The sequence below is a fragment of the Pseudomonas sp. genome (genome assembly GCF_032058845.1).
Taxonomy (GTDB): domain Bacteria; phylum Pseudomonadota; class Gammaproteobacteria; order Pseudomonadales; family Pseudomonadaceae; genus Aquipseudomonas.
Genome location: NZ_DAMCCR010000001.1, coordinates 65,778 through 89,334 on the forward strand (window position 1 = coordinate 65,778; position 23,557 = coordinate 89,334).

At 60.9% G+C, this 23,557-nt stretch carries 20 protein-coding genes; 17 read left to right on the forward strand and 3 right to left on the reverse strand.

Annotated features, from left to right (window positions below; all coding sequences use genetic code 11):
* Nucleotides 1-30: 30 nt before the first annotated feature.
* From serC to RT028_RS00390, 17 genes are all read left to right on the forward strand, one after another.
* Entirely contained in the window at nucleotides 31-1,116 is a 1,086-nt protein-coding gene (serC, locus tag RT028_RS00310) for a 3-phosphoserine/phosphohydroxythreonine transaminase (RefSeq protein ID WP_312931104.1), read from the forward strand.
* Nucleotides 1,116-2,210: a prephenate dehydratase gene (gene pheA, locus RT028_RS00315; RefSeq protein WP_312931105.1), complete on the forward strand. Its 1,095-nt coding sequence runs from the start codon at nucleotides 1,116-1,118 to the stop codon at nucleotides 2,208-2,210. Before serC ends, pheA begins: the two co-directional genes overlap by 1 nt.
* Before the next feature lie 63 nt (nucleotides 2,211-2,273).
* Nucleotides 2,274-4,514 (forward strand): bifunctional prephenate dehydrogenase/3-phosphoshikimate 1-carboxyvinyltransferase, encoded by a 2,241-nt coding sequence (locus RT028_RS00320; protein ID WP_312931112.1) that lies wholly within the window; start codon nucleotides 2,274-2,276, stop codon nucleotides 4,512-4,514.
* Nucleotides 4,514-5,191: a (d)CMP kinase gene (cmk, locus tag RT028_RS00325; protein ID WP_312931188.1), complete on the forward strand. Its 678-nt coding sequence runs from the start codon at nucleotides 4,514-4,516 to the stop codon at nucleotides 5,189-5,191. Before RT028_RS00320 ends, cmk begins: the two co-directional genes overlap by 1 nt.
* Nucleotides 5,192-5,315: 124 nt before the next feature.
* A complete protein-coding gene (gene rpsA / locus RT028_RS00330; protein ID WP_312931114.1) occupies nucleotides 5,316-6,992 on the forward strand; it encodes a 30S ribosomal protein S1 in 1,677 nt (558 codons plus the stop codon).
* A 256-nt stretch (nucleotides 6,993-7,248) separates the two neighbouring features.
* Nucleotides 7,249-7,569: an integration host factor subunit beta gene (gene ihfB, locus RT028_RS00335; protein WP_312931116.1), complete on the forward strand. Its 321-nt coding sequence runs from the start codon at nucleotides 7,249-7,251 to the stop codon at nucleotides 7,567-7,569.
* Nucleotides 7,569-7,847 (forward strand): LapA family protein, encoded by a 279-nt coding sequence (locus RT028_RS00340; protein ID WP_312931117.1) that lies wholly within the window; start codon nucleotides 7,569-7,571, stop codon nucleotides 7,845-7,847. The genes ihfB and RT028_RS00340 overlap by 1 nt, the downstream gene beginning before the upstream one ends.
* Before the next feature lie 78 nt (nucleotides 7,848-7,925).
* A complete protein-coding gene (locus RT028_RS00345) occupies nucleotides 7,926-9,359 on the forward strand; it encodes an MBL fold metallo-hydrolase (protein ID WP_312931119.1) in 1,434 nt (477 codons plus the stop codon).
* Between the two features lie 251 nt (nucleotides 9,360-9,610).
* Nucleotides 9,611-11,053 (forward strand): mannose-1-phosphate guanylyltransferase/mannose-6-phosphate isomerase, encoded by a 1,443-nt coding sequence (locus RT028_RS00350; RefSeq protein ID WP_312931121.1) that lies wholly within the window; start codon nucleotides 9,611-9,613, stop codon nucleotides 11,051-11,053.
* Nucleotides 11,054-11,182: 129 nt separating this feature from the next.
* Nucleotides 11,183-12,544, forward strand: coding sequence for a phosphomannomutase (locus RT028_RS00355; RefSeq protein ID WP_312931123.1), 1,362 nt, complete (start codon nucleotides 11,183-11,185; stop codon nucleotides 12,542-12,544).
* 2 nt (nucleotides 12,545-12,546) lie between these two features.
* The gene (locus RT028_RS00360) at nucleotides 12,547-13,341 is read left to right on the forward strand and encodes an ABC transporter permease (RefSeq protein WP_312931125.1); all 795 of its coding nucleotides are present in this window, start codon (nucleotides 12,547-12,549) and stop codon (nucleotides 13,339-13,341) included.
* Nucleotides 13,338-14,552 carry an ABC transporter ATP-binding protein gene (locus RT028_RS00365; RefSeq protein ID WP_312931127.1) on the forward strand — a complete coding sequence of 405 codons (1,215 nt, stop codon included), beginning with the start codon at nucleotides 13,338-13,340 and terminating at the stop codon, nucleotides 14,550-14,552. The genes RT028_RS00360 and RT028_RS00365 overlap by 4 nt, the downstream gene beginning before the upstream one ends.
* Nucleotides 14,552-15,937: a class I SAM-dependent methyltransferase gene (locus RT028_RS00370; RefSeq protein WP_312931129.1), complete on the forward strand. Its 1,386-nt coding sequence runs from the start codon at nucleotides 14,552-14,554 to the stop codon at nucleotides 15,935-15,937. The genes RT028_RS00365 and RT028_RS00370 overlap by 1 nt, the downstream gene beginning before the upstream one ends.
* Nucleotides 15,938-18,463, forward strand: a complete 2,526-nt coding sequence (locus RT028_RS00375) for a glycosyltransferase family 1 protein (protein ID WP_312931131.1) — start codon at nucleotides 15,938-15,940, stop codon at nucleotides 18,461-18,463.
* Nucleotides 18,464-18,505: 42 nt separating this feature from the next.
* On the forward strand, nucleotides 18,506-20,146 hold the full coding sequence (locus tag RT028_RS00380) for a DUF6311 domain-containing protein (RefSeq protein ID WP_312931133.1): 1,641 nt from the start codon (nucleotides 18,506-18,508) through the stop codon (nucleotides 20,144-20,146).
* Nucleotides 20,143-21,087, forward strand: coding sequence for a glycosyltransferase family 2 protein (locus RT028_RS00385; RefSeq protein WP_312931134.1), 945 nt, complete (start codon nucleotides 20,143-20,145; stop codon nucleotides 21,085-21,087). The genes RT028_RS00380 and RT028_RS00385 overlap by 4 nt, the downstream gene beginning before the upstream one ends.
* Nucleotides 21,084-21,476: a GtrA family protein gene (locus RT028_RS00390; protein ID WP_312931135.1), complete on the forward strand. Its 393-nt coding sequence runs from the start codon at nucleotides 21,084-21,086 to the stop codon at nucleotides 21,474-21,476. The genes RT028_RS00385 and RT028_RS00390 overlap by 4 nt, the downstream gene beginning before the upstream one ends.
* 99 nt (nucleotides 21,477-21,575) lie before the next feature.
* Here the strand turns inward: RT028_RS00390 and RT028_RS00395 are convergent, their stop codons facing one another.
* The 3 genes from RT028_RS00395 to RT028_RS00405 form a co-directional block, all read right to left on the reverse strand.
* A complete protein-coding gene (locus RT028_RS00395) occupies nucleotides 21,576-22,670 on the reverse strand; it encodes an acyltransferase (RefSeq protein ID WP_312931136.1) in 1,095 nt (364 codons plus the stop codon).
* Nucleotides 22,671-22,878: 208 nt separating this feature from the next.
* Nucleotides 22,879-23,142 (reverse strand): DUF3077 domain-containing protein, encoded by a 264-nt coding sequence (locus RT028_RS00400; RefSeq protein ID WP_312931138.1) that lies wholly within the window; start codon nucleotides 23,140-23,142, stop codon nucleotides 22,879-22,881.
* A gap of 104 nt (nucleotides 23,143-23,246) precedes the next feature.
* On the reverse strand, nucleotides 23,247-23,489 hold the full coding sequence (locus tag RT028_RS00405; protein ID WP_312931140.1) for a hypothetical protein: 243 nt from the start codon (nucleotides 23,487-23,489) through the stop codon (nucleotides 23,247-23,249).
* Between the last annotated feature and the right edge of the window lie 68 nt (nucleotides 23,490-23,557).

Genomic DNA, 23,557 nt, shown 5'->3' on the forward strand with positions numbered 1-23,557 from the left:
TTGACTGACCAGAGCAGAGCGAGAGTGGATGTGAGCAAACGAGCCTTTAACTTCTGCGCAGGCCCTGCTGCGCTTCCTGACGCTGTGCTGCAGCGTGCCCAGTCGGAAATGCTCGATTGGCACGGCAAGGGTCTGTCGGTGATGGAGATGAGCCATCGCAGTGACGACTACGTCGGCATTGCGGAAAAGGCCGAGCAAGACTTGCGCGACCTGCTGTCCATTCCTTCGAACTACAAGGTCCTGTTCCTGCAGGGCGGCGCCAGCCAGCAGTTCGCGGAAATCCCCCTCAATCTGCTGCCCGAAACCGGCACGGCAGACTACGTCGAAACCGGCATCTGGTCGAAAAAGGCCATCGATGAAGCACGCCGCTTCGGCAACATCAATGTCGCTGCCAGCGCCAAGCCGTACGACTACCTGGCCATCCCCGGCCAGAACGAGTGGCAACTGAGCCGCGACGCGGCCTATGTCCATTACGCGTCCAACGAAACCATTGGTGGCTTGCAGTTTGACTGGGTGCCGGCCACGGGTGACGTGCCGCTGGTGGTCGACATGTCGTCCGACATTCTTTCGCGCGCCATCGATGTCTCGCAGTACGGCCTGATCTACGCCGGTGCGCAGAAGAACATCGGCCCGAGCGGCCTGGTGGTGGTGATCGTGCGCGAAGACCTGCTCGGCCGTGCCCGCAGCAGCTGCCCGACCATGCTCGACTACAAGGTGTCGGCCGAAAACGGCTCGATGTACAACACCCCGGCCACCTACGCCTGGTACCTCTCGGGCCTGGTGTTCGAGTGGCTCAAGGAGCAGGGCGGCGTCGACGCCATGGAGCAGCGCAACCGGGCCAAGAAAGACCGGCTGTACGGCTTCATCGATGCCAGCGACTTCTACAGCAACCCCATCAGCCACAACGCCCGGTCCTGGATGAACGTGCCGTTCCGCCTGGCCGACGAGCGCCTCGACAAGGCTTTCCTGGCAGGCGCCGACGCCCGCGGTCTGCTCAACCTCAAAGGCCATCGCTCGGTGGGCGGCATGCGTGCCTCCATCTACAACGCCTTGGGCCTGGAAGCGGTCGAGGCCCTGGTCGGTTACATGGCTGAATTCGAGAAGGAGCACGCCTGATGGTCGAGCAGGAACTCAAGGCGCTGCGCGTGCGCATCGACAGCCTGGATGAAAAGATTCTCGAGCTGATCAGCGACCGCGCCCGGTGCGCCCAGGAAGTGGCGCGGGTCAAGACTGCCAGCCTTGCCGAAGGCGAGCAGCCGGTGTTCTACCGCCCCGAGCGTGAAGCGGCGGTGCTCAAGCGCGTCATGGAGCGCAACCCGGGCCCATTGGGTAACGAGGAAATGGCGCGGCTGTTCCGCGAGATCATGTCCTCGTGCCTGGCACTGGAAGAGCCGCTCAAGGTGGCCTACCTCGGCCCTGAAGGCACCTTCACCCAGGCAGCCGCCATGAAGCACTTCGGCCATGCCGTGGTCAGTCGCCCGATGGCGGCCATTGATGAAGTGTTCCGTGAAGTGGCCGCCGGTGCGGTCAATTTCGGCGTGGTGCCGGTGGAAAACTCCACCGAAGGCGCGGTCAGCCATACCCTCGACAGCTTCCTCGAGCACGACATGGTCATCTGTGGCGAAGTCGAGTTGCGTATTCACCACCACCTGCTGGTCGGTGAAAACACCAAGACCGACAGCATCACGCGCATCTACTCCCATGCGCAGTCGCTGGCGCAGTGCCGCAAGTGGCTCGATGCGCATTACCCGAACGTCGAGCGGATTGCCGTATCGAGCAATGCCGAGGCCGCCAAGCGGGTCAAGGGTGAGTGGAATTCGGCGGCAATTGCCGGCGAAATGGCCGCCAACCTGTACGGTTTGAGCCGTCTGGCCGAGAAAATCGAAGACCGCCCGGATAACTCCACGCGCTTCCTGATGATCGGCAACCAGGAAGTGCCGCCCACCGGCGACGACAAGACCTCGATCATCGTCTCGATGAGCAACAAGCCGGGTGCGTTGCATGAGCTGCTCGTGCCGTTCCATGACAACGGCATCGACCTCACGCGTATCGAGACGCGTCCGTCACGCAGTGGCAAGTGGACGTACGTGTTCTTCATCGACTTCGTCGGTCATCACCGCGATCCGCTGATCAAGGCCGTGCTCGAGAGCATCAGTCAGGAGGCGGTGGGTCTGAAGGTGCTGGGCTCTTATCCGAAAGCCGTGCTTTGAGGCTGCAAGCCCGGCCTTGCCGCACCCCGGCAGTGATCGTCGTACAGAACAGGATGTGCATGCGTGGTTGAAGTGGTAGAAAAAGCGCCGCGGCCCCTTATCGGGCGGTTGGTGGTGGTCGGGCTCGGCCTGATCGGCGGCTCCTTTGCCAAAGGCCTGCGCGAGAGCGGGTTGTGCCGCGAAGTGGTCGGCGTCGACCTTGACGCCGAGTCGCGCCGGCAGGCCGTTGCCCTGGGGGTGGTGGATCGCTGTGAAGAAGATCTGGCCGTCGCGTGCCTCGGTGCGGACGTCATCCAGTTGGCCGTGCCGATTCTGGCCATGGAGAAAGTCCTGGCGGTGCTGGCTGGGCTCGATCTCGGGCGCGCCGTTCTGACGGATGTGGGCAGTGCCAAAGGCAACGTGGTGCGCGAAGCGCGCCGGGTGCTGGGTGCCGGGCTGACCCGGTTCGTGCCGGGCCACCCGATTGCAGGCTCCGAGCAGAGCGGCGTGGAAGCCTCGAACGCGGCGTTGTTCCGTCGACACAAGGTGATTCTCACACCGCTGCCGGAAACCGACGCCGATGCCTTGGCCGTGGTGGATCGCCTGTGGCGCGCACTGGGCGCCGATGTCGAGCACATGCCTGTCGAGCGGCACGACGAAGTGCTGGCCGCCACCAGCCACCTGCCACACCTGCTTGCATTCGGCTTGGTCGATTCGCTGGCCAAGCGCAATGAAAACCTCGAGATCTTCCGCTACGCTGCGGGCGGCTTTCGTGATTTCACCCGGATCGCCGGCAGCGATCCGATCATGTGGCACGACATCTTCCTCGCCAATCGCGAGGCCGTGCTGCGCACACTGGATACTTTTCGCAGCGACCTCGACGCCTTGCGTGACGCGGTCGATGCTGGGGACGGGCACCAGCTGCTGGGTGTGTTCACCCGCGCCAAGGTGGCCCGCGAGCATTTCAGTAAAATCCTGGCCCGCCGGGCCTATGTGGACGCTATGAACGCCAACGACCTGATCTTCCTGGCCCAACCGGGCGGCTGCCTGTCCGGACGTATTCGCGTACCGGGCGATAAATCCATTTCCCACCGCTCGATCATGCTCGGCTCGCTGGCCGAAGGCACCACCGAGGTCGAGGGCTTCCTCGAAGGTGAAGATGCCCTGGCGACGTTGCAGGCCTTCCGCGACATGGGTGTGGTCATCGAAGGGCCGCACCATGGCCGGGTGACCATCCATGGTGTCGGCCTGCACGGCCTGAAGCCACCGCCTGGCCCCATCTACCTGGGCAACTCCGGCACGTCGATGCGCCTGCTGTCCGGGCTGTTGGCGGCGCAGCCGTTCGACGCGACCATGACCGGCGATGCCTCGCTGTCCAAGCGTCCGATGAACCGCGTGGCCAATCCCCTGCGCGACATGGGCGCGGTGGTCGAGACCGGTCCTGAGGGGCGCCCGCCACTGACCATTCGCGGCGGGCAAACGCTCAAGGCGCTCGACTACACGCTGCCGATGGCCAGTGCGCAGGTCAAATCCTGCCTGCTGCTTGCCGGGCTGTACGCCCAAGGGCAGACCACCGTCACCGAGCCTGCGCCGACCCGCGACCACACCGAGCGCATGCTGCGCGGCTTTGGTTATGCGGTGGAGTCGAACGGACCGGTCGCCTCACTGACATCGGGCGGTACCTTGACCGCTACCCGCATCGAAGTGCCGGCGGATATTTCTTCTGCGGCCTTCTTCCTGGTCGCGGCGTCGATCGCACAGGGCTCGGAACTGGTGCTCGAGCATGTCGGCATCAATCCGACCCGCACCGGGGTCATCGACATCCTGCGGCTGATGGGCGGTGACATCACCCTGGAGAATCAGCGCGAAGTGGGTGGCGAGCCGGTGGCCGACCTGCGTGTGCGCGGCGTACCGCTCAAGGGCATCGACATCCCCGAGCACCTCGTGCCACTGGCCATCGACGAGTTCCCGGTGCTGTTCGTCGCCGCCGCATGCGCCGAAGGGCGTACGGTGTTGCGCGGGGCTGAAGAGCTGCGGGTCAAGGAGTCCGATCGGATCCAGGTCATGGCCGATGGTCTGATCGCCCTCGGCGTGAAGTGCGAGCCAACCCCGGACGGTATCATCATCGACGGTGGCAGCATTGGCGGTGGCGAAGTGCACGGCCACGGTGATCACCGGATCGCCATGGCGTTCAGCGTGGCGTCGTTGCGCGCCAGTGCGCCGATCCGTATTCATGACTGCGCCAACGTCGCTACTTCCTTCCCCAACTTCCTGGGCCTGTGTGCCGAAGTCGGCATTCGCGTTGCCGAAGAGGGCAGGTCGTGATCGCGCCGGTCATCACCATCGACGGCCCGAGCGGCTCGGGCAAAGGCACGGTTGCAGGCCTTCTGGCCCGCGAGCTGGGCTGGAAGCTGCTGGACTCGGGCGCGCTCTACCGCTTGCTGGCCTTCGCGGCCTCCAATCACGGTGTCGACCTGACCAACGAAGAGCTGCTCAAGGCGCTCGCGGCCCATCTGGACGTGCAGTTCATCGCCGCCCAGCCTGGCAAGTTGCAGCAGATCATTCTCGAGGGTGAAGACGTCACGCACGTCATCCGTACCGAAACCGTCGCCGCTGGCGCCTCGGCCGTGGCGGCGCTGCCGGTCGTGCGCGACGCCCTGCTGCAGCGCCAGCGCGCGTTTCGCGAGGCGCCAGGGTTGATTGCCGATGGCCGCGACATGGGCACGGTGGTGTTTCCGGATGCACCGCTGAAGATCTTCCTGACCGCCAGCGCAGAGGAGCGTGCTCGCCGCCGTTACCTGCAGTTGAAGGGCAAGAACGAAGATGTTAGTCTGCCGAGTCTGCTGGATGAGATACGGGCACGCGATGAGCGTGATACCCAGCGTGCAGTGGCCCCGCTAAAGCCGGCGGCCGATGCGATACAGCTGGACTCCACCGAGTTGTCCATCGAGCAGGTGTTGGAACGTATCAGGAGCGAGATCGCACTACGCGATATCCACTGATCATCAGGAAAGCCGGCAGGTGCACCAGTCATCGTCCTGCCAGCTTTTCTTTATTTAAACGAAACCCACATTGTCTGGAGTGTGGCGATGGGCGTCTGTTTCGCCCGAATCTACAGGAATGAAAATGAGCGAAAGCTTTGCAGAACTCTTTGAAGAAAGCCTGAAAACCCTCAATCTTCAGCCGGGTGCAATCATCACCGGTATCGTTGTCGACATCGACGGCGACTGGGTTACCGTTCACGCTGGTCTGAAGTCCGAGGGCGTCATCCCGCTCGAGCAGTTCTTCAACGACGCTGGCGAGCTGACCATCAAGGTCGGTGACGAAGTTCACGTTGCGCTGGACGCGGTCGAAGACGGCTTTGGCGAAACCAAGCTGTCCCGTGAAAAAGCCAAGCGCGCCGAGTGCTGGATTGTTCTGGAAGCTGCTTTCGCTGCCGAAGAAGTGGTCAAGGGCGTTATCAACGGTAAGGTTAAAGGCGGCTTCACTGTCGACGTTAACGGCATCCGTGCGTTCCTGCCGGGCTCCCTGGTTGATGTCCGCCCAGTGCGCGATACCACCCACCTGGAAGGCAAAGAGCTGGAATTCAAGGTCATCAAGCTCGACCAGAAGCGCAACAACGTTGTCGTTTCCCGTCGTAGCGTCCTGGAAGCCGAAAACAGTGCCGAGCGCGAAGCGCTGCTGGAATCGCTGCAGGAAGGCCAACAGGTCAAGGGTATCGTCAAGAACCTCACCGACTACGGCGCATTCGTGGATCTGGGTGGCGTCGACGGCCTGCTGCACATCACCGACATGGCCTGGAAGCGTATCAAGCACCCGTCCGAGATCGTCAACGTTGGCGACGAGATCGACGTCAAGGTTCTGAAGTACGATCGCGAGCGTAACCGTGTTTCCCTGGGCCTGAAGCAACTGGGCGAAGACCCATGGGTTGCCATCAAGGCTCGTTACCCGGAAAGCACCCGCGTCATGGCGCGCGTGACCAACCTGACCGACTACGGCTGCTTCGCAGAGCTGGAAGAAGGCGTGGAAGGCCTGGTACACGTTTCCGAAATGGACTGGACCAACAAGAACATCCACCCGTCGAAAGTCGTTCAGGTTGGCGACGAAGTGGAAGTCATGGTTCTGGACATCGACGAAGAGCGTCGTCGTATTTCCCTGGGTATCAAGCAGTGCAAAACCAACCCATGGGAAGACTTCTCCGGTCAGTTCAACAAGGGTGACAAGATCTCCGGCACCATCAAGTCGATCACCGATTTCGGTATCTTCATTGGTCTGGAAGGCGGCATCGACGGTCTGGTTCACCTGTCCGACATCTCCTGGAACGAGCCTGGCGAAGAAGCCGTGCGTCGCTTCAAGAAGGGCGACGAGCTGGAAACCGTCATCCTGTCGGTTGATCCAGAGCGCGAGCGCATCTCCCTGGGCATCAAGCAGATGGAAGACGATCCGTTCTCCAACTTCGTTGCTGTCAATGACAAGGGCGCTATCGTCAAAGGTATCGTCAAGGAAGTTGACGCCAAGGGCGCTATCGTGACCCTGGGCGACGATATCGAAGCTTCTCTGAAAGCCTCCGAAATCAGCCGTGACCGCGTTGAAGACGCGCGTAACGTTCTGAAAGAAGGCGAAGAGATCGAAGCCAAGATCATCAGCGTCGATCGCAAGTCCCGCGTCATCAGCCTGTCCATCAAGTCGAAGGACGATGCTGAAGAGCGCGAAGCTATCCAGAGCCTGAAAGCTGCTCCGGAAGCTGCTGCAGATACCACCATGGCTGCGCTGCTGCGCGAAGCAATGGCTAAACAGAACTGAGTTCTGTCTTGGTAGCAAAAGGGTGACTTCGGTCACCCTTTTTTTTGCCTTGAATTCAGTGCGGGCGATATCCCCGATTCGGCATGTGCATCTGCGCGGTGAACCTTAGTGTCATCGCTCAGGTCTGTTTGCAGGGTCTCCGTATGCCGATCTTGAATTTTCTGCTTAAGTCAATAACCGGCCTGTTCAAATCCTGCGGAGCGTGCTACAACCTGATTAAGCAATGATCTAGCTGCTTGATAACGAAGGGAAAAACATGACGAAGTCGGAGCTGATCGAACGAATTGTCACCCACCAGGGGCTGCTCTCGCCCCGTGACGTGGAGTTGGCCATCAAGACCATGCTTGAACAAATGTCGCAGTGCCTGGCTACGGGTGATCGCATCGAGATCCGTGGTTTTGGTAGCTTTTCTCTGCACTATCGCTCAGCGCGAGTAGGGCGCAATCCCAAGACTGGGCAGTCGGTCAGCCTTGACGGCAAGTTCGTGCCGCATTTCAAGCCGGGCAAAGAGCTGCGTGACCGAGTCAATGAAGACGAGCACGAGGCAGAAGCCTTGAATGCTGCAAGGAATTTCTGATGCGTAATCTCAATCGTGCCCTGGCGGCAGTGCTCGTGCTGTTGCTGGCGGCGGTCGTGCTGTTCTTCGTGCTTGAAAATCAGCAAGCGGTGTCGCTGGTGCTGTTTGGCTGGGAGTCCCCGGAAATGCCCGTGGCGGTGCCTGTCCTGGTTGCGTTGATCGTTGGCTTGGCCATTGGCCCATTGCTGGGTAGCTACGCGGTGATGCGCACGCGCCGACGAATTCGCCTGCAGGCTCGCGAAGCCGCACTCGCTGAAAATAGGAAAATTCCTGCATGAATATGGCCGGAATCCGATTTCGCTGAGGTCCGTCGTCTGCCGTAATACCGCGCCCTGTCGCTAACGAGCGCGTATTGCATGCGTTATCCCCGTTTGTCTCACCATGGCGGGCACCACACGGTCACCGGCTCCTGCCATCAACTGCACCTTGATGCCGTTACCAGCCTGCTCATCGACTGCGGCCTGGCACAGGGTAAAGATGCCGCCGCAGGCAAGCCGAGTAGGGCCTTCGACGTCACCGGTATCGAAGCCGTGGTGCTCACCCATGTCCACCTGGACCATGTCGGCCGCCTGCCTGCGCTATTCGCGGCGGGTTATCGTGGGCCGATCCTGTGCAGTGATGCGTCGGCCAAGCTCCTGCCACTGGTCCTGGAAGATGCCTATAAATTGGGCATCAGTGCTGATCCTGTCGAGGTTTCAGGGTATCTGGCCTTCGTGCAGGCGCGCTTGCAACCCTTGCCGTTCGACCACTGGCACACCGTCATCGAGCGTCCGGGCCTGACGTGCCGTGTACGCTTGCGGCGAGCAGGCCACGTGCTGGGTTCAGCCTACGTTGAGTGCGATGTGCTCGGGTCGTCGAGCGAGCAGAGCGCGCGCATCGTTTTTTCGGGAGACTTGGGTGCAAGTGACAGCGCAGTGCTGCGCCCGGTCGAGCCACCCGAGCGAGCGGATCTGCTGGTTCTTGAAAGTACCTATGGCGACAGGCTGCACGTCGCCCGCGGCGCGCGGCGCGAGGCGCTTGAAGCCGTCATCGACCGGGCGCTGGCCGACCACGGTACGGTACTGATCCCGGCATTCAGCCTGGGGCGTACCCAAGAGCTGCTGTTCGACCTCGAACACATCCTGCACCGCAAGGCGTTACGCCAGCAGGGCCAGGCTGGCCCATCCGACAACCCATTGAGTGTGCTGGACTGGGCCCAGCTGCCGATCATCCTCGACTCACCCCTCGCTCAGCGCATCACCCAGGTCTATCGCGAGCTCGGCGCACACTGGAATCTGCAGGCGCGCCAACGCCTGCAGGCGGGGCGAGCGCCCCTGGGCTTCGAGCAGCTGATCAGCATCGACAACCACGCGCAACACCGGCAGGTCGTCAACTACCTCAGCAGCACGGGCAAGCCCGCCATCGTCATCGCCGGGAACGGCATGTGCTCGGGTGGGCGCATCGTCGCCTACCTGAAGGCCATGCTGGGCGACCGGCGCCATGAGGTGGTGTTCGTCGGCCATCAGGTGCAGGGCACGCCGGGGGCAGCGATTCGCGCGAGCGCAGGCACAACCGGCGGTGTGTCGGTGGAGCTGGAGGGGCAGACGTATGAGGTTCGCGCCAAGGTCTCCACTGTGCCAGGGTATTCGGCGCATGCGGATCAGGACGGGCTGGTCGAGTTCGTGACCGGCATGGCCCGATGGCCGGCACGCATCCGTCTGGTACACGGCGAGCGGCCCGCCCGGCAGGCATTGGCGGCGCGCTTGCGCGAGGTCTACACAAAAAAAGCGCTCGCCGTGGAGATCGAATGATATTCGTTGCGGTCCAAGTGGGCGGCAACGGATCGCCCGACACCGCACCCGCGAGCAAGCCTCAGGTAATGTTCTCTGATATTCTTGAGCCTCTCGGATTCTGGGGTGTGCCTGCCTTTATGCTCGCGTTGAGCCAAGCAGTTGGATCATTAAGGAAACTTGAACGTTAAAGGTGCGAAGTGGCAAATCGTTGCTGAAGTACTTTGCGTTTTGTTTACGTGCCATGCCAATGGCTAGCAGGATTAGAAAATATGGATTTGATACCCGTAATTTTGTCAGGCGGCGTGGGCAGCCGGTTGTGGCCCGTCTCGCGTGAGGCCCATCCCAAGCCCTTCATGACCCTGCCTGATGGTCAGAATCTGATTCAAAAAACGTTCCTGCGCGCTTGCAACCTGCCAGGTGTGTCGGAAGTGCTGACCGTCACCAACCGTGAATTGCTGTTCAAGACCGAAGACGAATACCGCGGTGTTCAGCAGAACGGTCCTGCGCAAGCGTTCATTCTCGAGCCGTTCGGTCGCAACACGGCCGCCGCCGTGGCACTCGCCGCGTTGCAGCTGCGTGACAGCCATGGCGCTGATGCGCACATGCTGGTACTGGCCGCTGACCACCTGATCCAGGACGAGGCAGCCTTTGCCGAGGCCGTGTCCAGAGCCGTCGAGTTGTCCAGCAATGGCTGGCTGGTGACCTTTGGCATCAAGCCGCAGTACCCTGAAACGGGCTTCGGTTACATCGAGGCGGGCCTGGCGGGCGAGTTGCCCCAGGGCCTGAAGGTCGCGCGCTTCGTCGAGAAGCCCAACCTCGAGCTGGCAGAGTCGTACGTCGCAGCGGGCAACTACTTCTGGAATTCGGGCATGTTCTGCTTCCGTGTCGGCACCGTGCTGGAAGAGTTTGAAAAGCATTCGCCCGACGTGTTGCAGGCCGCCCTGCATGCCAAGAGCCAGTCACGCCTGGCCGAGGCTGCCCGCTACAGCTGCCTGACCATCGATCCGGAAAGCTTCGCGCAAGTGCCGGACATTTCCATCGACTACGCGCTGATGGAGCGCTCGGAGCGCGTCGCCACCGTACCGTGCGACATCGGCTGGAGCGACATCGGTTCATGGAACGCTGTCAGCGAACTGACCCCAGCAGACGCCGATGGCAACCGCTTTGAAGGTGAAGTGCTGGCGCATGCCTCGCGCAACAACTACGTCAACAGCGAAGGCCGCCTGACCGCCCTGGTCGGTGTCGAGGACCTGCTGGTGATCGACACCCCTGACGCGGTGATGATCGCTCACAAGGACCACGCCCAGGACGTCAAGCACATCGTCGGCCAGCTCAAGAGCAAGGGCCACACCGTGCACCAGCTGCACCGTACCGTGCACCGCCCCTGGGGTACCTACACCACCCTGGAGAACGGCGAGCGCTTCAAGATCAAGCGCATCGTGGTCAAGCCCAAGGCGTCGCTGTCGCTGCAGATGCACCATCACCGCAGCGAGCACTGGATCGTGGTCAGCGGCACCGCCGTGGTGGTCAACGACGACAAACAGATGATGCTGCACACCAATGAGTCCACCTTCATTCGTGCAGGCCACACGCATCGACTGGAAAACCCGGGCGTCATCGACCTGGTCCTGATCGAAGTGCAAAGCGGCGACTACCTCGGCGAAGACGACATCGTCCGTTTCGAGGACATCTACGGTCGCTGCACCGGCTGATACCCAGTGTTTCCCGCTCGGCCCGTGGTGCTCGTTCGAGTACCACGGGCCGTTGAGCATTGGCCGCACTCCAGGCGGTCAGCGTACACATCGATCGCTGCCTGCAGGCGGCTCGTCAAAGTGAGAACCATGTACCCCTCTATCCAGACCCGTTGCTTCAAAGCCTACGACATCCGTGGCCAAGTGCCTGCCGACCTCAACGAAGACGTCGCCTACCGAATCGGCCGCGCGCTGGTCGCCGAACTGGGTGGCAAACGCTACGTAGTCGGCCGAGACATGCGTCTGGAAAGCCCCATGCTGGCCCAGGCCCTGACCCGCGGCCTGACCGAGGCGGGCGCTGACGTGCTGGACATCGGCCTGTGCGGTACCGAGGAAGTCTACTTCGCCACCAGTCACCTCAAGGCGGATGGCGGCATCATGATCACCGCCAGCCACAACCCCAAGGGCTACAACGGCATGAAGCTGGTGCGCGAGCACTCCAAGCCGATCAGCGGTGATTCCGGGCTGTTCGCCATCCGCGACCGCGTCGAGGCTGGCCAGCTGGGTGAACCTGCCGCGACCCCAGGCCAGGTACGGGAAGCCTTCGACAAGACGGCCTACATCGACCATCTGCTGACCTACGTCGATGTCTCGGCACTCAAGCCGCTCAAGATCCTGGCCGACCCCGGCAACGGCGCCGTGGGCCCGGTGCTCGAGCTGCTCAAGGCACGCCTGCCGCTGCACATCGACATCATCAACGGCGAGCCCGATGGCGAATTCCCCAACGGCGTGCCCAACCCACTGTTGCCGGAAAACCGCCAGCTGACCCGTGACGCCGTGCTCGAGCGCCAGGCTGACCTGGGCCTTGCCTGGGACGGCGACTTTGATCGCTGCTTCTTCTTCGACGGCCAGGGCCGCTTCATCGAGGGCTACTACCTCGTCGGCCTGCTCGCCGAAATGCTGCTGCGCAAGCATCCCGGCAGCAAGATCATCCATGACCCGCGCTTGACCTGGAACACCATCGAGCAGGTGCAGGCTGCGGGCGGCGAGGCCATCCAGAGCAAGACGGGCCATGCCTTCATCAAGGAACGCATGCGCGCCGAAGATGCGGTGTACGGCGGCGAGATGAGCGCCCACCACTATTTCCGCGACTTCGCCTACTGCGACAGTGGCAACATCCCATGGCTGCTGGTGGCCGAACTGATGAGCGTCAGTGGCAAGACCCTGGCCGAACTGGTGGACGAGCGCATTGCGGCGTTCCCGTGCAGTGGCGAGATCAATTACGAGGTCGACAACGTCAAGGCGTCGGTGGAAAAGGTCCTGGCCTTCTACCTGCCTCAGGCTCCCGAGGTCGACCGTACCGACGGCATCAGCGTGGCGTTCGCCGACTGGCGCTTCAGCCTGCGCGGCTCCAATACCGAGCCCCTGCTGCGCCTGAACGTTGAAAGCCGCGGCGACGAGGCCCTGGTGACTCAGCGTGTCGCTGAAATCGAACGTCTGATTCAAGGATAACTATGTTTGGCATGATCCGAGGCGTCTGGGACTACCGGGGCTTCATCCTCACTTCCATCAAGAACGAATTCATCTCACGGTTCGCACGCAGCAAGCTGGGCGGCCTGTGGATGATCATCCACCCGCTGGCCCAGGTCGCGATCTATGCGCTGATCCTGTCCAACGTGCTTGGCGCACGCTTGCCGGGCATCGAGAACAAGTATGCCTACGCGCTCTACCTGATCGCCGGCATCCTGGCCTGGAACCTGTTCGCCGAGATCGTCGGGCGCTGCCTCACGGTCTTCATCGAGCAGGGCAACCTGATGAAGAAGATGCGCTTCCCGCGCATCGCCCTGCCGGTGATCGTCGTCGGTTCGTGCCTGCTGAACAACCTGCTGCTGTTCGTGGCGGCGTTGATCATTTTCGCGCTGCTGGGCCACGCCCCCGACATGCAGATTCTCTGGTTGCTACCGCTGACGCTTGTAGTGGTCGCGTTCGCAGTAGGCCTGGGCCTGGTGCTGGGGGTGTTGAACGTGTTCTTGCGTGACATAGGCCAGGTCGTGCCGATCATCATGCAGGTCTGGTTCTGGTTCACGCCCATCGTCTACTCGGTCAACATCGTGCCCGATTATCTGAAAGGCACGCTGGACGTCAACCCGATGTACGCCATCGTCACGGCCTATCACAACGTGCTGGTGTACAAGCTCGAGCCCAACCTGGGCGATATCGGCGTCACACTGGCCATTGCCCTTGGCCTGATGGTCGTAGGGCTGTTCCTGTTCCGTAGGGCTTCTGCAGAGATGGTGGACTCGCTATGACACTCATGTCCGTCACCAACGTGGGCAAGGCCTACCGCACCTACCGCTCCGAATGGCAGCGCATTGCCCGCTGGTGCTACCTGCCGGTCAAGCCCAGCAGTGAGCACTGGGTGCTCAAGCACATCAGCTTCGAGATCGAAGCCGGCGAAGCCATCGGGCTGGTCGGCCAGAACGGTGCCGGCAAATCGACGCTGCTGAAGATGATCACCGGCACCTTGCAGCCCACCGAAGGCGCTGTGCATGTCAATGGCCGTATCGCCGCCATCCTCGAACTGGGGATGGGGTTCAATGCCGAACTGAGCGGGCGCCAGAACGCTTACCATGCGGCTGGGCTGATGGGCTTTTCCACCGAACAGATCGATGGCGTGATCGACGATATCGAGGCGTTCGCCGAAATTGGCGAATACTTCGACCAAACCGTGCGCACCTATTCCAGCGGCATGCAGATGCGTGTGGCGTTTGCCGTCGCCACGGCCTTCCGCCCTGAAATTCTCATCATCGACGAAGCATTGTCGGTCGGTGACAGCTACTTCCAGCACAAGAGCTTTGGCCGCATCAAGGCGTTCCAGCAGGCTGGCACGACACTGTTGATCGTGTCCCATGACCGCGGTGCCATCCAGGCGCTGTGCAACCGCGCGATCCTGCTGGACGGCGGCACGGTCATCAAGGACGGGCCACCGGAAGAGGTGATGGATTATTACAATGCCATCATCGCGCAGAAGGAAAACGCCACGGTCGAGGTACAGACACTCCAGGACGGTAGCGTGCAAACGCGTTCAGGCAGCGGCAAGGCCACGATCGCCAGTGTTGCTCTGCACAACGCCGAAGGCGCGCCTGTCGAGTACATTTCGGTAGGGCAAGCGGTGTGCTTGAGCATCAGCGTGCAGGCGCACGCTCCATTGCCGGAGTTGGTGGTGGGTTATGTGATCAAGGATCGCCTGGGCCAGGACGTGTTCGGTACCAATACCCATCACCTGGGCTGTACACGCACCGACATCGCCCCGGGTACGGCGCTGACCTACGCCTTCCGTTTCCCGGCAAACCTGGGCGTGGGTTCCTATTCGGTGGCCGTGGCCTTGCACACGACCGACAGCCATATCGCCGACAACTATGAATGGCGTGACCTCGCGCTGGTGTTCAACGTGGTCAATATGTCTGAACAAACTTTTGTAGGCCTTGCCTGGATACCGCCTACCGTGGAGTGCAACTGATGAGTGGAGGTTTTTACCGGGCTTTCGAGGACCGCTATCGGGGTTCGCGTGAGCTGATTACCCAGCGGCTTCAGGCCTACCTGCCGTTCCTCGAACCCCTCAAAGCGCTGTACGCTGACCATCCGGTACTCGACCTGGGCTGTGGCCGCGGTGAGTGGCTGGAGCTGATGCTGCGCGAAGGTTTCACGCCGCTTGGCGTAGACCTGGACGAAGGCATGCTCGAAGCCTGCCAGGCCCGCCAACTGCCAGCACACAAGGACGATGCGCTCGATGCACTGCGCAAGTTGCCCGATAACAGCCAAGTGATCGTCAGCGGCTTTCATATTGCGGAGCATTTGCCGTTCGAGTTGCTGCAGGCGCTGGTGGCTGAAGCACAACGGGTGCTGCGCCCGGCCGGGCTGTTGATTCTGGAAACGCCCAACGCCGAAAACGTGACGGTGGGCACCAATAACTTTTTCCTCGATCCGACCCACCAGCAACCGCTGCCAAACCTGCTGATGTCCTTCTTGGCCGAACACAGCGGCTTTGCCCGCGCCAAGGTCGTGCGGTTGCAAGAAGCCCCTGAACTGCACGATGAGCACGCGGCGCTTGGCGTGCTCGACGTGTTGTTCGGTGTCAGCCCGGATTACGCCGTGGTCGCGCAGAAAGCCGCACAGGACAGCCAGCTGGAGCCCTTCGACGAGCTGTTCGAAGCGGCCTATGGCATTTCGCTTGACCAGCTGGCGCATCGCTACGATCGGGCCATCGACCAAAGGTTCGCAGCGTTGCAAGGCGCTGTGCAAGAAGTCCAGGCTACTTTCTTCGCACCCGCTGAATTCCAGAAGATCATGGCGGAGGTTCAAGCCCAGCAAACCCACCAGTTGCTGGTTATCCAGGACCGCTACCAGACGGCGCTCAGCGATGTGCAGCACCAGCTCGGCGCCATGCAGGCAGAGCACAACGCGTTGCAGCAGCAGCTCGGCGGCATGCAGGTGGAGCGTAACGTGGCGCTGGAGAACTGCCACCATCATTACCTGCGCGCTCAATCCGCGGAACAACAGCTTCAGGCACTGCGCGCCAGTACCTCGTGGCGAGTGACCGCACCGCTGCGCCTGTTAGGCCGCATGCTGCGTTGGCCTTCTCGGCACGGCAAGGCTTCGCTGCGCCGCGCCGCGCCCCATGCGCGCTTGTGGGTCGCGAGGCGCCCGGCGGTGAATCGCCTGGCGATGGCCGTGTTGCGTCGCAGCCCCTGGCTGGACCATCAGCTGCGCAGGCTGCTCGCTACCGAGGCAACTGCAGCCGCAGCCGATCCCCAGCACGGAGTGATCGACCACGCACCTCTGACACCGCGCGGGCGCTCGATTGAAAGCGCCCTTGGCGAAGCCATAAACAAGAGCAAGCACTAAATGCGTATTGTAATTGACATGCAGGGCGCGCAAACCGAGAGCCGCTTCCGTGGGATCGGCCGCTACAGTCTGTCCCTTGCCCAGGGCATCGTGCGCAACAGTGCCGGGCACGAAGTGTACCTTCTGCTCAATGGCATGCTGCCGGACAGCATCGACAGCATCCGCACGGCGTTCATTGGCCTGCTGCCGCAAAGCCACATCCGCGTCTGGTACGCCGAGGGCCCCGTCAGCGCAAGTGATCCGGCCAACCGGGTGCGTCGCGAAGTGGCCGAGCGAGTCCGCCAGGCGTGCATCGACGATCTGCATCCCGATGTAGTGCACATCTGCAGCTCGGTAGAAGGCTATATCGACGATGCCGTCATCGGCAGTCCGCAGCTGGACCAGCAAGCGTTGGTCAGCGCAACCCTGTACGACCTGATTCCGCTGGTAAGCCCCGGGCAGTATCTGGATAACAACCCAGGCTACAAGGCGCACTATCTGGACAAGGTCGAGGCGTACAAGCATTACGGCCTGCTGCTGTCGATTTCCGAGTTTGCCCGTCAGGAGGCACTGTCCTTGCTGCCACTGGCCAGCGAGCGAGTGGTCAATGTGTCCACGGCAGCCGATGACGTCTTCCGCCCCGTGGAGATGGGCGCCACGCAGCGCCAGGCATTGGCCGCTCGCTTCGGCGTGCGCGAGCCGTTCGTGCTGTACTCCGGCGGCGCCGATGAGCGCAAGAACCTGCCGCGCCTGATCGAAGCATTTGCCAAGGTCAAGCGGGAGCTGGGCAACGTGCAGCTGGTGTTCGCGGGCAGGATGCCGCAGTTCCATGTCGACTTGTACCGCGCCACGGCGCGCAGCCATGGCCTGGCCGACACCGACCTGGTGTTTACCGGCTACATCACCGACGACGAGCTGGTCGCACTCTACAACGCCTGCCAGCTCTACGTGTTCCCCTCGTGGCACGAAGGCTTTGGTTTGCCACCGCTCGAAGCCATGAAGTGCGGCGCTGCGGTGATCGGTGCAAATACCTCCAGCGTGCCCGAGGTCATCGGCCTGGAAGAGGCAACCTTCGACCCGCTCGACACTCAGGCCCTGGCTGCAAAGATGCGCCAGGCCCTCGAAGATGAGGCGTTCCGCGAGCGCTTGGCAGCCCACGGCTTGCAACGCGGCGAAGCGTTTTCGTGGGATCTCACCGGCAAGGCGGCGGTTCAGGCCTTCGAACAGGCCTTGGCGCAGCGCCAGGCTGACAAGCCAGCGCCGGTGGCCCCGGCAACCGACGCCCTCCAGGCGCTGATCGACGACCTGGCGGTCCGAGGCCTGCTGCAGGCCGGTGCGGTAGACATCCCGCGCCTGGCAAAAGCCATCGACTACTCCCTGCAGGGGCTCGCCAGCAAGCCACAGCTGTTCGTCGATATCTCCGAGCTGAGCAAGCACGACGGCAAGAGCGGTATCCAGCGTGTGGTACGCAGCATCCTGCTGGAGTGGCTGAACAACCCGCCCGAGGCGTACGACATCCGCCCTGTGTATACCCTGGCGGGGGAGGCGTTCTACCGCTATGCCTCACGCTTCACCGCGAAGTTCATGGGCCAGGCGTTCGAGCACATCGAGGATGAAGCCATCAGCTACAGGGCAGGCGATGTGTACCTGTGCCTTGACCTGCTGATGGACGTACTGCCGCACAAGCGCAGCTACCTAGATACCTTGCGCAGCCATGGCGTGAACATCTTCTTTGTCGTTTACGACCTGTTGATCCTGCAGTTGCCCCATTGCTTCGTCGAAAGCCTGCAGGCCCACTACCGGACGTGGATTCATGCCGTGGCCCAGTACGATGGCGCGCTTTGCATCTCCCACGCCGTCGCCGACGAGCTACGCGACTGGTTGGTCGAGAACGACATGGTGGGTGAGCGCCCCTTCCGTATCGGCGCATTCCACCTGGGCGCGGATATCGACCAGTCGATGCCTTCCACGGGTATTCCGCAAGATCCTGGCAAACGTCTGGAAGCGCTGGCGGATAACCCCAACTTCCTCATGGTCGGCACGCTCGAGCCGCGCAAGGGGCACACGCAAGCGCTTGAAGCGTTCGAGCGGCTGTGGGCCGCCGGGGTGCAGGCAAACCTGGTGATTGTCGGTAAGCACGGTTGGCTGGTCGATGAGCTGGCAGCCAAGCTGAATAGTCACCCGGAAGCTGGCAAGCGGCTGCTGTGGCTGGAAGGGGCTAGCGACGAATACCTCGAATATCTGTATAACAACTGCGATTGCCTGGTGGCGGCCTCGTACGGCGAGGGGTTTGGCCTGCCATTGATCGAAGCTGCGCAGTACCACCTGCCCATCATTGCCCGCGACATTCCGGTGTTCCGCGAAGTGGCAGGGGAGCACGCCTGGTTCTTCGAAGGGAGTGACGCCCAGGCTGTAGCCGACAGCATGGGTGAGTGGCTGAAACTGCATGCCGAGGGCCGCCATCCGCAGTCCAGCCAGATGCCCTGGCTCACCTGGAAAGCCAGCGCCCAGCAACTCATTGGCGAAATCGACAAGTACAAGTTCTGACAAGTCAGTGACGACACATCAAAAAAATCGGGATGTAGGGAAATGCGTTTGAAGTTAGATTCAACGGGGAGAGCCGGCTTTGCGGTTGCGCTGGCGATTGGGGTGTTTTTCGTCTTGCGGTATTTTCCAGCGGGCTTTGTCAGCGGTACATCGTCGTACTGGCTGAGCGAGGTCGATGATGTCACCCAGTATTTCGCTGGGTTCAATGCGTTCTTCAATGCCCCCTTCAGCTACCCGCTGCTGGCGTTTGACAGCATCAACTATCCGCAAGGCACGCGTGCCACCTTTGTAGACGCCATCCCGCTGTACGCGTTTTTGCTGAAGGTATTCGTGCCCTCCAGCTTCGCGCCGTTCAACCCCTTCGGTGCATGGGTTGCGCTGTGTTTCATTGGCCAGGCCGTCTGCGGCTGGTGGATCCTCAGAGAGCTGCGCGTACGGTCCTGGCTGGCGCTGCTGGCACTCGTGGTATGCCTGTTGACCTTCCCGGCGCTGACCACACGCCTGGGGCATATTTCGCTGATGTCGCACTGGATCATCCTGTGTGCGCTGGCGTTGTATATCCGCAGTCGCCGCACCGTCACGCCAGAGCGTCTGGGCTGGACGCTACTCCTGGTGTCGTCCTTCTACGTCAACATCTATCTCTGTGTGATGGCCAGCGCCATCTATGTCGCGGGCCTGCTTCACCAGCCGTCGTGGCGTAACCCGCGTGAACTCGTGCGCTCGGCCATCCCTTTCGTGGTGATCGGCGCCAGCTTGTTCCTGACCATCTTGCCCATGGAACGGGTGGAGGTTGCACCGGAGACCGGGTTCGGCACGTATTCGATGAACCTGTTGTCGCCGTTCCATGGCGGCAAGTACATCCGCTTCGCTGATCCGGAAATGCCGGGGCAGTACGAGGGCTTCAATTACCTGGGCCTTGGCGTTCTGCTGGCGTTCGCATTGGCGTGGGCACTGAATCGCACAGCGCCACAGGGCAGCTTTGCCAGGCACAAGGCGCTGACCTGGTTGATGGTGCTGTTCACCGCCTATGCCTTGTCAAACATCATCTACCTGGGCGTGCATGAAGTGGTCTCGCTGCAGTATCCGTCGTTCATGGACCGCATCACGTCCCAGTTCAGGGCTTCGGGTCGGTTCTTCTGGCCGGTAGGCTACAGCGTCGTGATCTTTGCCATTGCGAGCCTGTACAGGCGGCTGGGCAGCAACGCCTTTGCGCTGTGCATGGTGGTGTTGATCGGCCTGCAAGTGTCAGACCTCGGCAACTTGCGCCATCGCCTGGTCGATACGACCAGACGCCCGGCATCGCTAGTGCTGACCCAGCCGACGTGGGACCAGCAGCTGACGGCAAACACCCAGTATCTGTACTTCTTCCCCAAATTCCGTTGCGGTCGGGCTGACCAGATATTGAACACGCTCATGCCCACCATGCGTTACGCCTCGGTGCACAATTTGAAGATCAACACGGGCTATGTGTCCCGAGCGGCGTCCAACTGTGCTGTTGAAAGCACCCAGGCGGAAATTGCCGGATCGCAGATGGCCCAATCGCTGTATGTGTTCAACCGCGGCGATTACCCCCAAGTCGCACAGGTGAAAGCATTGTTCCCGGCAGACCGCCAACCTGCCTGTACCGAGATAGATTTCGCCCACGTCTGCCGCCTCCAGCCAACAGGGAGTGAAGCTCAATGACAACTTTGCCAAAGCGTAAAGTTTCCCTGGTATCACCGTTCTACAACGAAGAAAAGGGCGTGCAGGCGTTCTTTTCCCGGATCAACGAAGTGTTCGCACCGCTGGCCGAGCGTTACGACCTTGAAGTCATCGGCATCAATGACGGTAGCCGTGACCGCACCTACGACGAGCTGGTGAAAGCCAAGGCCGAGAATCACTACCTGACCGTAGTTGACCTGTCGCGCAACTTCGGCAAAGAGGCCGCCATTTCGGCTGGGCTGGATTTCGCAACGGGTGACGCCGTCATTCCGATCGACTCTGACCTGCAGCATCCACCTGAAGTCATCCTGGAGCTCATCCAGAAATGGGAAGAGGGTGCCGAAGTGGTACTGGCCAAGCGGGTTGACCGAGATACCGACCACGCCGTCCAGAAGCTCACGGCTAACTGGTTCTACCGGGTGCACAACAAGATTTCCGACATCGATATCCCTGCCGATGTGGGCGATTTCCGCTTGATGGACCGAAAAGTGGTAGACGCACTGAAAACCCTTCCCGAAACACGCCGCTTCATGAAGGGCCTGTTCGCCTGGGTCGGTTTCCGAACGTCGATCGTTGAATACAAGGTGGCGCCGCGCGAACACGGTACATCCAGCTTCAACACCTGGAAGCTGTGGAACTTCGCCATTGAAGGCATCACCAGTTTCAGCACTGCGCCACTGCGGATCTGGACCTACCTGGGCTGCGGCGTCTCTGCGTTCGCGTTCCTGTATGCGGCGTACCTGTTGATAAAAACCATGTTCTTTGGTGCCGATACCCCAGGCTACGCCTCGATCATGATCACCATCCTGTTCGCCAGTGGCGTGCAGCTGATAGGCATTGGCGTGTTGGGAGAATACGTGGGGCGGATCTTTGCCGAGTCGAAGAAGCGGCCAGTCTATATCGTGCGTGACGTCATCAAGTGATCAATCTGATTCCTCAGCGTTACCACGAATTCATCCGCTTTGGCCTGGTGGGGGTGACCAATACGGCAGTCCACGCCGGCATCGTGATCGCGCTCATGGAGCTGCTGGCCCCCCCAGCCTTCGTGGCCAATGGCGTGGCGTTCATGTTTGCCAATGTGATGTCTTATATGCTGAACAGCCGTTTCACCTTCAGAATGCCTGCCAGTTTTGCCGGTTATCGGCGTTTCCTGTTGGTATCGCTGGTGTCGCTGATCCTTACCCTGGCGATTACTTCGCTGGTGGAGTACCTGGGCTGGCATTACGCATTCGGTTTGCTGCTGGTCATTTTCGTGGTGCCGGTACTGAACTACGTCGTGATGAAGCTCTGGGCGTTCAAGCCCGCCGCGTAGGTAGTCGGCAAGAGAACACAAGTTGGTCTCTTGCCGTACCTAGCTCTGGTCAGCGATAGGGGAAGGCTGAAGGCGTGCAATGACGTCCTGGTAGAACACTTAACCGGGAATGAGCAACCGCAGCACTGGGGTTCGTTGAAGCACCCAGGTCAAGGCCCCACAGGCAACGAAAACGACGACTACCAGGAGTGGAATGGCCAGCCAGGGGTTGATGAAATTCCAGCCGAAGCCATGATGCTGCAATTCCCAGATCAACATGGGATGCATCAGATACACCCCAAAAGTAAGGCTGCCGCCAAAGATGATCGGCTGAGACGTTCCAGGCCAGCGCTGCGTCAACCAGAGGCTGAAGTGGCGCAGGGCATGGAATATACAGAGGGCTGAGATCACTACCAGCGGCGCATAGTACTCATAATAAAGTTCTGTGTTGGTAGTGGCATCCTTTGAAAAGAACCATGTCAGGAATGCCGTGCCCGCGCAGCAAACCAGATACATGCCAATGCCTGCGAGCGCACGCACGGATGCCATACGCACATGGTGGTAGAGCATTGCGCCGGCCAGCATATAGGCTGGATAGATGTAGAAAAAGCGCATATCCATATAGAGGTAGGCTGCATTGAAGTAGCGTTCCATGAACGGAACCACGCTGGCAGCCAAAAACCACACTGCCAGCACCACGCACTGCAGGCTCAGTGCAGTGGTGCGAAAAAAGCCTGTCAATACAGGTATGAAAAAGTAACCGGCAATCAGGGTATACAGATACCAGAGATGCGGCGCCACGGGCCATCGCACAATGGCCGCCAGCCAATGCCCGAGTTCGGATAAGTCCGGCAGCAGCATGCCGGTGATTTTGTACTTGTTGTAAACCAGAAAGATGATTGACCAGGCCAGTAGTGCCGTAATCATGCGCAGGGCGCGGCGTGTGGTGCTTTTGATGGTATGCGTGCGAGGCAGCAGCAGAGCACCAGTGATCATGAAGAATATGGGTACGCTGGCTCTTGAGAGGCTCTCGTAAGCGTTAACAGCCCACCAGTGCGGTGCCAGCTCAGCGAAACCTGCAGCAGAAACGTGGATCATCACAACCATCAACGTTGCCACGAGCCGAAGCGCATCCAGAGAGGTGTCGCGCGGCGTGCCGTGAGTTGCAAGGAAGACGGGAGTTTCAGCAGGTTGTGATTGTTGTTGTGCATTCATTTTTTGATGTCAACTTCCATGTGGCAAACGCAGGGATCATAGGCCAAGTGCCATCATGTGGGAATCGGGATTCAAATGCACAGGCGCTGTCGCTGGTAGTTGAGGCGACTTTGGAAATGGAAGACGACGCACGAGTGTGCTGCGCTGAACAGGGGGGCGTTCTTTGCGAGGGCAGGGCGGCAAGCACCCTGCTCAGTCAACGGCGCGCTTACTTCGCCATGCCGGCCTCTGCATCATCCATCAGGGTCTTGGCCAGCGCGCCCAGGTAATACGCTGCCCAGACCAGCTTGGGGTTTTCATTCATCAAACCACTGATGGTCAGCTCCTGGGCGTAACCCATCAGTTCCGACGCTTGCGCCCGCGCATGGTCGCAAGGTATGCCCGGTTCGATACAGAACAACGGTTGAGTCTGCTGCGTGCCTTGGTAAAACTTGGTCTTGCCGGCAGTGAAGCCGGTAGGTTCAGTGGTCACTGTTCAATCTCCCTTGATCGTTTCGCTGCCGGCATCGCCGTGCGTCCCTTAATGGGAACGGGCGTGCCCGCGAAGGGCCCGCCCAGCCAGCGCAGACCTGTGCGTCAGTGGCACGCTCCGGCTTCGTTTTGCAGCTGTACCTCTATCAGCGCCGATTCGAGCAGAACCCGCAGCGCCTCCATTTCATGCAGAGAAGCCATGATCAAGGTCGATGCCGGAGATTTGGGCTCCAGCAGCAGCGCCTGATGCGCGACGGTAGCGGCGCATAGCGCGTAGTCCGTGGCTTGGGTCAGGATGTGTTCGAGGGAGTGAATAGGGCGGGGTGGGTCTGGGACAATCTTAAGCATTGCATAGTACCTTCCAGTCGGGCCGTCACCGCCTGCTGTCAAACAGAGGGTGGCAGCTATACGTAGGT

Bases quoted from the DNA above. Each gene is read 5' to 3' on its own strand.
- RT028_RS00350 (WP_312931121.1), top strand. From the start codon at position 9,611: ATGGATTTGATACCCGTAATTTTGTCAGGCGGCGTGGGCAGCCGGTTG.
- RT028_RS00380 (WP_312931133.1), top strand. From the start codon at position 18,506: ATGCGTTTGAAGTTAGATTCAACGGGGAGAGCCGGCTTTGCGGTTGCG.
- RT028_RS00370 (WP_312931129.1), top strand. From the start codon at position 14,552: ATGAGTGGAGGTTTTTACCGGGCTTTCGAGGACCGCTATCGGGGTTCG.
- RT028_RS00385 (WP_312931134.1), top strand. From the start codon at position 20,143: ATGACAACTTTGCCAAAGCGTAAAGTTTCCCTGGTATCACCGTTCTAC.
- RT028_RS00365 (WP_312931127.1), top strand. From the start codon at position 13,338: ATGACACTCATGTCCGTCACCAACGTGGGCAAGGCCTACCGCACCTAC.
- pheA (WP_312931105.1), top strand. From the start codon at position 1,116: ATGGTCGAGCAGGAACTCAAGGCGCTGCGCGTGCGCATCGACAGCCTG.
- RT028_RS00375 (WP_312931131.1), top strand. From the start codon at position 15,938: ATGCGTATTGTAATTGACATGCAGGGCGCGCAAACCGAGAGCCGCTTC.
- ihfB (WP_312931116.1), top strand. From the start codon at position 7,249: ATGACGAAGTCGGAGCTGATCGAACGAATTGTCACCCACCAGGGGCTG.
- RT028_RS00340 (WP_312931117.1), top strand. From the start codon at position 7,569: ATGCGTAATCTCAATCGTGCCCTGGCGGCAGTGCTCGTGCTGTTGCTG.
- RT028_RS00360 (WP_312931125.1), top strand. From the start codon at position 12,547: ATGTTTGGCATGATCCGAGGCGTCTGGGACTACCGGGGCTTCATCCTC.
- RT028_RS00405 (WP_312931140.1), bottom strand. From the start codon at position 23,489: ATGCTTAAGATTGTCCCAGACCCACCCCGCCCTATTCACTCCCTCGAA.
- RT028_RS00395 (WP_312931136.1), bottom strand. From the start codon at position 22,670: ATGAATGCACAACAACAATCACAACCTGCTGAAACTCCCGTCTTCCTT.
- RT028_RS00355 (WP_312931123.1), top strand. From the start codon at position 11,183: ATGTACCCCTCTATCCAGACCCGTTGCTTCAAAGCCTACGACATCCGT.
- rpsA (WP_312931114.1), top strand. From the start codon at position 5,316: ATGAGCGAAAGCTTTGCAGAACTCTTTGAAGAAAGCCTGAAAACCCTC.
- RT028_RS00345 (WP_312931119.1), top strand. From the start codon at position 7,926: ATGCGTTATCCCCGTTTGTCTCACCATGGCGGGCACCACACGGTCACC.